Genomic DNA, 12271 nt, shown 5'->3' on the forward strand with positions numbered 1-12271 from the left:
TTGTTGGGTTCTTAGCTCCTAACTCAATGACTGCTTCTCATTTCTCAAAAAGTAAGAACATCTCAGACCCATCTAACGCTTCAAGATATAAGAACCCTAAATGACTAAACGCTTGGCTCTTGCAGTCTTGCTATTTTGGCAGCTTTCACCATATTAGATAACGAACTGTCAACTTGAGACCACGTTCTGGTTTTCAAACCACAATCTGGATTCACCCAAACTCTTTCCTTGGAAATACTTGTTGTGATATATTTGATCCTAAGTAAAACTTCTTCAACGCTAGGAATCATAGGTGAGTGTATGTCATATACGCCAGGTCCAATTTCATTAGTAAAACCACATTCTTTGAACGGCTCCAACAGAACCATGTTTGAACGTGCTGCTTCAATTGAAATTACATCCGTATCCAACTTTACTAGCGTATCTACTATTTCTCCAAACTCTGAATAGCATAAATGGGTATGTATTTGTGTTGATGCTGATACTCCAGATGAAACTATATGAAAGGCTTTAACAGACCAACTTAAATATTGGTTCCAATTCTCATACAACAACGGTAAACCTTCTCTTATTGCAGGCTCGTCAATCTGAACAATTCTTGTGCCATGGTTCTCTAGTAGGTTTACTTCTTTTCTTAGAACAGAAGCTATTTGCAGAGACATCTCTTGTATTGTTTGGGTTTTCCTTAGGAAAGACCAATTTAGGATAGTCATTGGGCCTGTTACCATACCTTTTACTGGTTTGTTGGTTAAGCCTTGTGCGTACCTCGTCCAGTAAACAGTGATTGGTCTAATGAATGATAGGTCCTTAAAAACTATTGGAGGCTTAGTGCACCTTGACCCAAAGCTTTGAATCCAACCGTTTTCAGTTATCATAAACCCTTCAACTAACTCTCCAAAATACTCAACCATATCATTTCGCTCAACCTCTCCATGGACAAAAACATCTAAACCATAAACTGCCTGCTTCTTTATTATGAAGCTGACTTCGGTTTTTAGGGTTGTTATGTATTCTTTTTGGGTTAGGTTCCCTTTCTTAAATTGAGAACGTATCTTTCTAATGTGTTCAGTTTGTGGGAATGAACCTACTGTGGTTGTTGGGAATATTAGGTGTTTGCTAATGTTCTTCTGTAATTTTATACGATCCAAATAACTCAGCCTCTTGAAGCAACATTCGTTTTCTAATTCCTCAGTGTAAAAGCCAACTCTGGGATTGAAGTGGGTTTCTTTTACTAAGACCGAAGTTGCAATGTTTGAATTCTGGTTCGTTAAGTGCTCTTTGATGGCAACGGCTTCTTGTATTTTCTGGACTCCAAAAGATAGCTTACGCTTGAGGCTTTCACTAATCCTTCCTTCTGTTGAAAGATCACATGGGACATGCAATAAAGGACAGCTAGTAGAAACCCACAGCTCACTTCTTATTTTACTACGAAGCCTTTCAACCCTATGAATGGAACGCTTAAGGTCATTCTTCCAGACGTCTCTACCGCTGACAATGCCTACCGATAATACTTTATCTGATGGATAAGACTCTAACAGATTAATTGAAACATTATTGGTAATATCAAAGTGGAACCCATCTACTGGTAAAGACTTGAGGAATGAATACATCTCATTTGGGAATGCGTAATAGGAAGTAAAAAGTATTCTAGGAGAACAAGAAGACAGTTGTTCATATGTTGTGCTTAAAGCTCTACGCCAAATAGCTGGTAGATTGAAGGAAGCTATTGGTTCTTCAAGTTGAACCCACTCAACTCCTTTAAACTTAATGTTCATCAGTACCCTTTTGTATGCCTCTAACAACCTTGGAAGCACTTCAATTCTGTTAACTAAGCCTCCGTATTCTTTACCAAGCCACAAGAGTGAAGCTGGACCTAACATACATACTTTGATTGGATGTTGAAGTGTTTTTGCCAATTCTATTTCTTCTAACAACCAAGGAAACTCTGCGTGGAACTCCATTCCGGAAGTGTATTCCGGAACTAAATAATGGTAGTTAGTGTTAAACCATTTCTTCAAGTCCATAGCTCTAAAGTTACTGTTTCCTCGAGCAGCATCAAAGTAATTATCAATGGAAGGGCTTTTAACATTGAAACCATATCTTTTTGGAAGACCCCCTAAACCACACAAAGTACTTAAAACATGATCATAAAAAGAAAAATCACCTACAGTTAGAAAGTCTAAGCGTAACAGCTTTTGCATTTTCCAGGTTTTGAGACATATTTCCTTTCTTGTTTTAAAAAGCAGTTCTTTGGTTTCTGGAGTTCTGTGGTTCCAATATGATTCTAGGGTAAACTTAAGCTCTCGGTTAAAACCAATTCTTGGAAAGCCTAGTAAATGGGCAGTAACCATAGATTATACCCCCCTTTAGGTTGGTGCTCTCCTCCCCTTAAACTAACTAACAAACCTGGTTCTTTGCTATGAGTTTACTAGCCTGGGTAGTGGAGTTAGTAACTATTATTTATTAAGCCTATCGATGTAAAATATTAGCCAAGCTTGCGGAAGTAGGAGTAGTTCTCTTTATAGGCTAATCATTGTTGTTACCATTCCCATCTGAACAGCTAAACTACTAAGAAGAAGTCCACAAAAGAGATGCCTCTTTGGAACTACAGCATAATACATACCACTACCTAACAGCATGCTACATTGGTTCTCCCTTTTAGTCTTCTTGCGTTGATAGTTTTACGTCCGTTCTTAGTCTTCATTCGAATACGGAACCCATGTTTTCTTTTGCGTCTGGCTTTTGAAGGCTGATAAGTTCTCTTCATACAAACCCTTGCGTCTGTCTTTGGTTAATTATAAGCTATGCAGCTGGTGCGTTAATGAAGCAACTAGACTAGAAGCCAATGAGAATCAGACAGAATAAAGCTCTAACCTAAACTAATTCTTAGACATCACTAGCACATGTCTATATGTATTTTGATGAACCAACATAATACTTTTACTGTTGTCTTCAACTAAAAGATTTACCAACAGAAAGCCTATGTTAGTGAGTAACTCTATGATGTAATTGATGTTGATACTAACTTCTGAGCTGTGCAGATGTTTGTTGTAGTTTCGGATCGGGACTACTTCTTCTAGCTTTTCAGCTGTTAAGTTAGTGGCTCTTATTGCTAAACGACCGGCTTTGAGACTAAGGTTAACAGTTTTAAGATCACCTGTTATGAGTACTAAGAGGCGGTTTAATGCTGTTACTAAAAGAAGTCTCTCTACCTCTAAATAAAATAGATATTCCTTCTTCAGTATGTATTTGACATTTGGATGACTGCCTATTACCTGCTTGCATATGATTTCTGAGTTTGAAGCTGTGTATCTAAGGTAGTTCCTGCTAATATATAGCTTTGAAAGATGGTTGGTATATTCTAAAAGCTTGTATATTTCTGACAAAGAACTTCTGGTCATTACAGCAGTTACCGAACTGTTGCTATATATTCTTAGGGTTGCACTAGCATAAGACATTCTGCGACCGTCTAATGTGAAACAGTTTAGCCTACCATTTCTGAAATATACACAGATATTATTAAAATGAGAAAACAGCTCGTGTTTAGCAATAGAGAAAAAAGTAACCTTCAACAATTGTTTTAGAATCTTTTGATTTACGATAAGGACAATGCATTCTTCAGACACACCATAAAATAATGGAAACTTGGAAACACTCAATGTTTTAACATGAAAACTAGTGCTTTCAGTAAAGATGGCTAAGTGAGTTTTGTTGTAAACGAAGGATATTGTCTCAGATAGTGTTAACTTTAGCATATTAGTTAGGTTTTTGATGTGGACTAAGAAAGGAGCTGCTAATGAAAGACTATGGCTGTGTTTGACGCTAGATTGGATTTGAACTTCACCGTTACTAGAAACTAAGTAAACACGCCTTTTGTTTTCTGTTATCAAAAAGCTGTTGAATATGTCTGTTTGTTTTAGGTTCGTGATTTCACTAACTGTCTGAATACAATTGAGAACTGAACTCCTGCTTGCTCTGAAGAAAGGCTCTATGTTTTCCATTCTGTTTTAGATTTAGAGTTAACAATGAACATAACCATTTCCCCCCTTTGGGTCGGTATCAGCTGTATATCAGTTGGTTTGGTGTTAACATTTCGAACAAAAGCTAGAATGTGGCAGCTTCAATAATACATGTCGGTACAATGTAGGGCCTCCGTAGCTATGAATTCAATATACACAAAGAACATGAACAGCTTAAATAAGCTAGGTGAAATGATGCTATTGAAAATGCTTGAGAAAAGCTTGAGAAGTCTTTCACTATTGTTTTTCTCAACCCCCAGCTCTATACTATATATTTTAAATACAGCCGTTAAACTCTCAAAACCAAATGAATTATTTTACAAATTCAACCTTACGGATTTAAGAAGGCTAGAACCAAACTTAGTCTATGAAAGCTTGCCAAAAGCCAAACTCCAATATAATGATTCCTTTAAAACCAAGTGTAAGCTTAGCAATACTATAAAACATTTATCACTGAAGCAGTTATACAATACAGGTAAGCTATTCCATCATCTGATGCTTGTTTTAAGACATCAAGGTTTCAAAACAAAAGCTTATCATACGCTCTTAGATAAAATACGAATGAAGCTCCTTACTTTTAGGTTTATCCCTGAGGCAACTGAGTTACTTTTCAATCTGGTCTGCTCTGAATTTAATGAGTTCTCCAATGTTGAAACTAAACTGATTGGCTCATTGAAAACAAACCCAAACACAGGCTCTTCCTATGATGTTACAAAGGAGATCTGTAGAATAGGAATCAAACATATGGCGTTTATAGAAGGTGAAGGCCTGCTAAAACTCCAAAGTAATGCTGGAATGTATATAGATAAATACAAGCTGTTAAAAGCTAGGACATACCAAACAGTCACAAGAATTAAAAGCATCAGGACCAGAGTCGTTAAACTAAATCTAAGGCTAGTTAACTCAATAATTAAAAGATATATCTCAAACGGCCTATTCCAGCATGGTCTGAGCAATTATGATTTGGTTCAGGAAGGTAATGTTGGACTAATGAAAGCAATTAGAAGCTTTGATGACAAAAGAGGTTGTAAGTTTTCAACATACGCTACTTGGTGGATAAGACAAACTATTACCAGGTCAGCTTTAGACCAATCAAGAATGATTCGACTCCCTGAAAGCTTAATAGATATGATTAACAGAATTAACCGCTCGGTTAGAAGCTATGTGAAGGTAAAAGGTTACGAACCATCCTTAGAACAGCTTACACACGAACTGAGAACAACAAAAGAGAAGCTTACCAAAACCATTCAAACAGCAAAGGAACCAGCTTTAACAGAAGCGTTAGTTGCTAATGAAGACTTTCATTTGGAAGACTTAGCCGATAGTTCTAATGTATGTTCGCCAATGGAATTTGTTACCAGATCAGACACATACCTTAGCATTGAAAGAGCTCTTAGTTCTTTAAACGTTAGAGAAGCAAAGATTTTAAGAATGCGGTTTGGTATTGGAATGGTTTCTGGACACACTTTAGAAGAGATAGGCAGGCAGCTTGAAGTTACAAGAGAGCGAGTTAGACAGATTGAAGCAAAGGCATTAAGAAAACTACGACAGCCCAACAGGTTTAGGAAGTTAAAGCCGCTGTTGGAATAAGTCGTCTGCTTATCACTGTTTGGATTGGTGAACCTGTATTGCTTTTACATATGTATTGTTTTGTTGGATTTGGTCTTCTTCGTCTAGTGGTCAGGACATCGCTCTTTCAAGGCGGAAACAGGAGTTCAATTCTCCTAGGAGACGGTTAACACACAGGGTTGTTGTTAGAACCCAAAGAACTATCTGTATTCTAATGAATAATATACTAATTAATAATATGCTTGAAAAGACTTTTAATAATATGTTTGGCTTTAAAAGAATAGTTTTAGCTTACAGTGGAGGATTAGATTCAACAGTATTACTTGATATGTTTACTATTATCTCGAGTAAAAAGAACAGCTTATTATCTAATGAATATCTATTGAATATACGAGCTATACATATTAACCATGGGCTTAGTTGTAATTCAAAGCTATGGTTGCTCCAATGTAGAGAACAATGTTTAAAACGTAATATTGCATTTAAAAGCATATGTTTATGTTTAAATAAGTATTATAAAGGAATAGAAAATACAGCTCGTGAAGAACGTTATGGAAAGCTAATTAATAGCTTATTACCAAGTGAGGTTTTAGTAACTGCGCATCATAACGATGAACAGATTGAATCTTTTTTTATAAACTTAAAGAGAGGCAGTGGCCCATTAGGTTTAGCTTCAATGGCTAATATTTCTTATTTCAAAAGCTCTTTTTTATTACGACCTTTATTGCAGTTTAGTAAATATCAACTAAAAACATATGCGAACACATTTAACTTATCTTGGGTTGAAGATGAAAGTAATAATGATGTTAAGTTTGAACGTAGCTTTTTACGTTTAAAAATATTACCAACTTTAAAAGCCCGTTGGTTGAAGTTTAATAGTTCTGTTTCACGTAGTATATCAACCTTTTATGAGCAAGAATATTTAATAAATGAATTATTATCAAGCACTTTATTAAGATTAGTTAATTATGATGGTTCATTAAGTTTATTACCATTATTTAGTATGGATATTATTAAAAGATATGCTATAATAAGACGTTGGTTAATTAGATTTGGTTCTAAGATGCCATCTAAAAAGAAAGTTCTTTATATCTGGAAGTATGTTATAAATAGTCGTTATGATTCAAAACCAAGGTTAATACATAGTAATAATTACATATGCAGATTCCATAATAAGCTTTTCTATCTAGTAAAGAATAGGCTTTCTTCTTTTGATGAAGTTAATATTTCTTGGAACTCTTTTGAGGAACCTTTGAATCTACCTAAAAGCCTCGGTATTTTAGTTTGTTACTCCTTAATTCTAGGTACTAATTTAAGTAGGTCTAAAAGCTTTTCATATACTGTTAAAAGATTGGTAGTTAGTAATATTAGTTATATAGAGACACCTAGTTTTAATGAAAGTATAGCTATAAGAACTGGCAATATTAACAGAAAGCTTTTTGATATAGAATATATTAGTTCATTAAAAATCCTATGTCAGAAGTTAGGTTCTCCTTTTTGGGTTAGAAATAAGATGCCATTATTATTCTTTAAAAGCACCTACATAGATACTATTGGGGCTTATACAACTAAATCTAATAAAAGTAATAGATGCCAGGTTTATTGGTATATGAAGTAATAGCTGCATATTGCTAACTCATATTGGGGGGAAGGTTGGCTTATTCTCTGTTAGTTCTTCGTATAATAAAAGTAGCGGGAAACGAGACTTGAACTCGTGTCTCAATCTTGGCAAGATTGTATTTTAACCAACTAAACTATCCCCGCAGTTTCCTGCTAGTTTTTGGTTTCTGTCTGACTGATTGCTTTTTGAAATGTGCTACCACACCATCAGCATCAGTTTCCATCAGAAGAAAGAAAGGAGGGGAGAAAGGGGGGGAATCCCCTTTTCTCTTGGTGGAGGAAGGATTCGAACCTTCGAAGTCTATGACAGCAGGTTTACAGCCTGCCCCCTTTAATCACTCGGGAACTCCACCTAGCTAAAACCATAAATACTAAGCTTAACTAAAAGCATATATATTAAGTAAAGCATATGAAAAGAATTATATATGTTATTCTCAATAATGTTTATAACTGCCGATCCAGCTATAATGCCAGAAATATTATTCTTCAAAAGCCCGACCACCTGAATATAACTAAATATACCAAACCCTTGTAATATTGGCACAGAATAATAATAACCTAAACCCTTAACAGAGTTAACTAATGGTAACTTTAGGTTAGTTTCAATGCCTGTAATACCAAGCTTTGATAATAGGTAGATATATAAAGAGCTACAAAGAACTATTTTCTTTAGTAGTCTTAAAGAAGTTAAAGGAGGACATATGTATATAAAATATAATAAATATAAAACAAAATACTTATAAACCCATCTGCTTTCTTCTAAAGGCATATCAACAATAATAATAGAATCAGTTTTTATATATGAGCAATAAGAGCAAAAGATCCTTATTCCAAAGTTAAAAGCTAAGTTACTATACATTAACAACCCAATAGGAATGTATGGAAACCGATGCCTAATAAAAGATAAAGACTTAAAACAATTAAAAGACTTAATACCTATGTTAATAACTCGAAAAGCAGTCCTTTGAATAATTGGTCCATCTGCTAAAGGATCAGAAAATGGAATACCTAATTCTAAAGCAACAATACCAGATAAGATAAAGTTACTAACCACTTTTATAAACATGCTTTGATTAGGTTCACCAATTACATTAAAAACAATAAAAGAGATTTTATTTCTTCTAAATAAAGAATAAAAAGCTTCTCTATATCGGTTAAGTTTCAAGCTTCTCCTTAATATTTAAAAAGTTAGAAACATTAAATATATCTTTATCTCCTCTACCTGATAAATTAACCACCAATAGTTGCTTTTTATTTGGATTATTTTTAATAACTTTTAAAACATAAGCTATAGCATGAGAAGACTCTAAGGCTGGTATTATACCTTCATAATAAGACAGCTTTTTAAATGCCATTAATGCTTCATAGTCAGTAATAGAAATGTATTTAACGCGTTTAACCTCATGAATAAAAGCATGTTGAGGTCCAACTGAAGGAAAGTCAAGCCCAGCAGATAAAGAATATGAAGTTTTTATTTGGCCATTAGTAGATTGTAAAATAGGAGAACTCATTCCAAAATATATACCAAAACGTCCTTTACTAACAGAAGAACCATGTCTTTCAGAGTTAACACCTTTTCCTCCAGGTTCAACACCTACTAAAGATACTCTATTGTTTTTTATAAAGCTAGAAAAAATACCAATAGCATTTGAACCACCTCCAACACAAGCAACTATTGAATCAGGAAAACAGCTTTCATACATCAGTATTTGCTTTTTTAATTCTTCACCAATTAACCATTGAAACTCATGTACTAAAAAAGGAAATGGATAAGGACCTGCGACAGTTCCTAACATATAATGAGAATAGTTATAGCTATTAGACCAATCCCGTAATGCCTCATTACAAGCATCTCTTAAAGTAGCAGAGCCATTAAAAACTGGAATAACTTTTGCTCCCATTAGTTTCATTCTAAAAACATTAGGAGACTGCCTCTCCATATCCTTTGCCCCCATATAAACCCGGCATTTTAAGTTTAATAACGCAGATACTATTGAAGAAGCCACACCATGTTGACCCGCCCCAGTCTCAGCTATAACTTCCTTTTTTCCCATATATTTAGCTAGCAAGGCTTGGCCAATAACTTGATTAGTTTTATGTGCCCCTCCATGCAAAAGATCCTCGCGTTTCAAATATATCTTAGCATTAGAACCTAAAGCAATATTGTTACATAGCGTTAGTGGAGTTGCTCTTCCAGAAAAATAATTGAATAATCTCCTAAATTCCAATTGAAATAACCTATCATTTTTAGCTTTTAAAAAAGTAGCTTCTAATTTAAATAGAGTAGGAATAAGAACCTGAGGTACAAATATACCACCATATTTACCATAAAAGCAGTTAAACTTCATTATCATTCTCTATATATCTATTTATAATAAAGCTAATATTAAAATATAGTTAGTAAAAAAGATGCTTTTAATAAGTTCTTATTCTTTCAAAAGAAGAATATAGCTTTATATAGCTCTTACTACTAAAACCCATTTCCAGTTTAGAATTAAGATCTAATCCAAAGCAATCCAAACGAGCAGCATATGCACAGTTTAATTCTGACAAACCACCAGCTAAAATGACATCACAAATATCTACACCATCAACTAAAGACCAATCAAATAGGCTTCCACATCCACCTCCACAATCAAGTAAACAATTACTTATTTGAAATAGGCTTAAAAATGATAACTGAAACCTAACATTAAATGCTTTCCAAATAAGACAAGAAAAAGGTAGCTGTTGTCGCAATATATTTATGTAGGTTTGTTCTTCAAAGCCATGTAGCTGTATAACTCTAAGTCTAATAGTTTTAGATATTAAAGAAACAAACGGAACTAACTTATTATCAAATACCCCTACATAACTTAAAGAAATAACTGAAGATATAATATTAGCTTTTGTTATAGTTAAAAAACGAGAAGAGTTACCAATAAATATTAAACCACCATAAAAAGAACCAATAGTATGAGTATTTATAATATCAACTTCATTTAATAAACCGCATATCTTATTCTTTCCAAATAGCATTCGATAAAAAGAAGTATTCAAATTAGGTTCAGAATTTATGGAAGTGCCAATAAGAAACCCATTAACATAATAACTTAGACTTACTATTTCTTGATAGCTTAAAATACCAGACTCACTAACAATAATAAGCTTAGTTGATATTTCAGGAGCTAAAACAATTGTATTAGATACATTAACTAGAAAGCTATCCAAATTACGGTTATTTATACCAATTACTTTTATATTAAACTTTATAGTTCTTTGTAGTTCATTTCTATCTATTATTTCAGTTAATACACCCATATTTAAACTATTAGCCACAGAATATAACTCAATATAAAGACTATCTTTAAGAGCTGACAACAGTAACAAAATAACATTAGCACCATAAAAACGAGCTAAGTAGATTTGCCATGCATCAATAATAAAGTCTTTACATAATATAGGCTGTTTCACTAAACTACTAACTCTATATAAAAAGCTAAAGCTACCAAAGAAATGTTTTTCATCAGTTAAAACTGATATCACAGAAGAGAAGCTTTTACATATCTTAGAAAATAGATGAAGCCTATATTTAGAGAGTTTACCTATTTTTCCTTTAGATGGAGAATGGCTTTTGTATTCTATAATAAATATTGTTTTATTACTAGAGAGCACATTATAAAAGCTACGTTTATTTAAGCTAATATATTGTTGAAATAAACCTAAATGTTGATGGTTCTTATATATATATACCCAAAGCTTTTTAGCTCTTATAATACTATTAAGGATATGTCTATTATTCATCAATCTTACTTTATTTTAGCTAAGGAAATAACTTTAGCATAAGACTTACTGCTAAACATTTCTTTTAGAGAGCTACTAATAGTTTTTAATATAGTCCTACTACTAAACACCTTAAATAAAAGTGAAGCATTACTTGCTATATATATTATTCTTTGCCGATTACCCTTACCTTTTAGTAATCTATTTAAACTATATAGCCTATTTATATTAGAAATGTTATAGATATCTTCTACATATTGAATATCTAATTTAAAGTCTAAGCTTGTTAGTAGATAATTATCTTTTAGTTTATTTTTAACTTCTATAACCTTTGTTGGAAAATGTAATACAAGTTCATCTAGGCCTCCACCACATATAGCTATAGCATAGCTATAACTAAATATTGTTATTAGCTTAGCTATAAAAGCAAACAAATAACAATCATATATTCCTACTATAATTAATGAAGGCATAGAAGGGTTAATTAATGGACCAACTATATTAAAAACTGTGTTAACTTTAATTCTATTTCTTAACTTAATTAAAAGCTTTAGAGTAATATGATATTTTACTGCTAACAAAAAGCAATAGTTTGTTTTATCAAATATTATTCTAGAATGGACAGGAGCTATGTTTAAGTTTATGTTAAAAAATGATATTAAATCTGAAGAACCAAAGCTATAGTTACTACGGTTTCCATGCTTTATAATACTAACTCTACAACCTGATGCAACTATAGAACTAATAGTTGATATATTTAAGCTATTAGCAGCATCACCCCCAGTTCCAACTATATCACTAAATAAAGAATAAGGACGAGGAAAATAAATAGAATTAGCTAATAAAGAAATAATAATGCCTAAAACCTCATTCAAATACTCTCCACGTGCTTTTATATTAAAAAACAATAATAATAATTCATTTGCATAAAACCCATAAAAGCATTTAGTCTTAAAGAAGTTCATAGTTCGATAATAAGATATAGCTCTATAATATATAAAGCTTTGTATATTATTTTCCATTGTTGTATGGGATTTTCGTTTTAATAACTAAATAAATAATAAGCTACTGCAATCTTGTTGGGAAAGCCTCCCATATATATTCTCTGTAGTTCAGTGGTAGAACGGTGGGCTGTTAACCCGCGTGTCACTGGTTCGAATCCAGTCAGAGGAGCATCATAGTTCATATGTTTATATGTTTATATGTTGAGGGTCGTTAGCTCAGTGGTAGAGCAGTTGACTTTTAATCAATTGGTCGCAGGTTCGACACCTGCACGACTCAACCTATAAGAAACATAAGAT

Annotated in this window: 9 protein-coding genes and 5 tRNA genes; 5 read left to right on the forward strand and 9 right to left on the reverse strand. The window is 33.2% G+C overall.

Annotation, left to right across the window (positions count from 1 at the left end; genetic code table 11):
- Window positions 1-104: 104 nt before the first annotated feature.
- From metE to FKM95_RS00525, 3 genes are all read right to left on the reverse strand, one after another.
- Entirely contained in the window at window positions 105-2351 is a 2247-nt protein-coding gene (gene metE, locus FKM95_RS00515) for a 5-methyltetrahydropteroyltriglutamate--homocysteine S-methyltransferase (RefSeq protein WP_206167472.1), read from the reverse strand.
- Window positions 2352-2629: 278 nt separating this feature from the next.
- Entirely contained in the window at window positions 2630-2767 is a 138-nt protein-coding gene (gene rpmH, locus FKM95_RS00520) for a 50S ribosomal protein L34 (protein WP_159128797.1), read from the reverse strand.
- 112 nt (window positions 2768-2879) lie between these two features.
- The gene (locus FKM95_RS00525; RefSeq protein ID WP_159128796.1) at window positions 2880-4001 is read right to left on the reverse strand and encodes a DNA polymerase III subunit beta family protein; all 1122 of its coding nucleotides are present in this window, start codon (window positions 3999-4001) and stop codon (window positions 2880-2882) included.
- 159 nt (window positions 4002-4160) lie between these two features.
- Between FKM95_RS00525 and FKM95_RS00530 the strand changes: the two genes are divergently transcribed.
- The 3 genes from FKM95_RS00530 (at window position 4161) to tilS (ending at window position 7206) form a co-directional block, all read left to right on the forward strand.
- Entirely contained in the window at window positions 4161-5609 is a 1449-nt protein-coding gene (locus FKM95_RS00530; RefSeq protein ID WP_159128795.1) for a sigma-70 family RNA polymerase sigma factor, read from the forward strand.
- A gap of 72 nt (window positions 5610-5681) precedes the next feature.
- Window positions 5682-5753 (forward strand) — tRNA-Glu (locus FKM95_RS00535).
- Between the two features lie 49 nt (window positions 5754-5802).
- Window positions 5803-7206: a tRNA lysidine(34) synthetase TilS gene (tilS, locus tag FKM95_RS00540; RefSeq protein WP_159128794.1), complete on the forward strand. Its 1404-nt coding sequence runs from the start codon at window positions 5803-5805 to the stop codon at window positions 7204-7206.
- A gap of 73 nt (window positions 7207-7279) precedes the next feature.
- Here the strand turns inward: tilS and FKM95_RS00545 are convergent.
- From FKM95_RS00545 to trpD, 6 genes are all read right to left on the reverse strand, one after another.
- Window positions 7280-7352 (reverse strand) — tRNA-Gly (locus FKM95_RS00545).
- Between the two features lie 127 nt (window positions 7353-7479).
- A tRNA-Tyr gene (locus FKM95_RS00550) sits at window positions 7480-7561 on the reverse strand.
- On the reverse strand, window positions 7561-8373 hold the full coding sequence (gene trpA, locus FKM95_RS00555) for a tryptophan synthase subunit alpha (RefSeq protein ID WP_159128793.1): 813 nt from the start codon (window positions 8371-8373) through the stop codon (window positions 7561-7563). The genes FKM95_RS00550 and trpA overlap by 1 nt, the downstream gene beginning before the upstream one ends.
- Window positions 8363-9559: a tryptophan synthase subunit beta gene (gene trpB, locus FKM95_RS00560; RefSeq protein WP_159128806.1), complete on the reverse strand. Its 1197-nt coding sequence runs from the start codon at window positions 9557-9559 to the stop codon at window positions 8363-8365. Before trpB ends, trpA begins: the two co-directional genes overlap by 11 nt.
- Before the next feature lie 64 nt (window positions 9560-9623).
- Window positions 9624-10991 (reverse strand): bifunctional indole-3-glycerol-phosphate synthase TrpC/phosphoribosylanthranilate isomerase TrpF, encoded by a 1368-nt coding sequence (trpCF, locus tag FKM95_RS00565; protein WP_159128792.1) that lies wholly within the window; start codon window positions 10989-10991, stop codon window positions 9624-9626.
- A gap of 5 nt (window positions 10992-10996) precedes the next feature.
- The gene (gene trpD / locus FKM95_RS00570; RefSeq protein WP_159128791.1) at window positions 10997-11992 is read right to left on the reverse strand and encodes an anthranilate phosphoribosyltransferase; all 996 of its coding nucleotides are present in this window, start codon (window positions 11990-11992) and stop codon (window positions 10997-10999) included.
- 79 nt (window positions 11993-12071) lie between these two features.
- Between trpD and FKM95_RS00575 the strand changes: the two genes are divergently transcribed.
- Together FKM95_RS00575 and FKM95_RS00580 are read left to right on the forward strand one after the other, a co-directional pair.
- A tRNA-Asn gene (locus tag FKM95_RS00575) sits at window positions 12072-12143 on the forward strand.
- 36 nt (window positions 12144-12179) lie between these two features.
- A tRNA-Lys gene (locus FKM95_RS00580) sits at window positions 12180-12251 on the forward strand.
- Window positions 12252-12271: the final 20 nt, after the last annotated feature.

The organism is Candidatus Tremblayella phenacoccinincola (genome assembly GCF_009805595.3).
Classification (GTDB): domain Bacteria; phylum Pseudomonadota; class Gammaproteobacteria; order Burkholderiales; family Burkholderiaceae; genus Tremblaya; species Tremblaya phenacola_D.

Coding starts and splice junctions, on each gene's coding strand:
- FKM95_RS00525 (WP_159128796.1), bottom strand. CDS start 4,001: ATGGAAAACATAGAGCCTTTCTTCAGAGCAAGCAGGAGTTCAGTTCTC.
- FKM95_RS00530 (WP_159128795.1), top strand. CDS start 4,161: ATGAATTCAATATACACAAAGAACATGAACAGCTTAAATAAGCTAGGT.
- trpCF (WP_159128792.1), bottom strand. CDS start 10,991: ATGAATAATAGACATATCCTTAATAGTATTATAAGAGCTAAAAAGCTT.
- metE (WP_206167472.1), bottom strand. CDS start 2,351: ATGGTTACTGCCCATTTACTAGGCTTTCCAAGAATTGGTTTTAACCGA.
- tilS (WP_159128794.1), top strand. CDS start 5,803: ATGAATAATATACTAATTAATAATATGCTTGAAAAGACTTTTAATAAT.
- rpmH (WP_159128797.1), bottom strand. CDS start 2,767: ATGAAGAGAACTTATCAGCCTTCAAAAGCCAGACGCAAAAGAAAACAT.
- trpD (WP_159128791.1), bottom strand. CDS start 11,992: ATGGAAAATAATATACAAAGCTTTATATATTATAGAGCTATATCTTAT.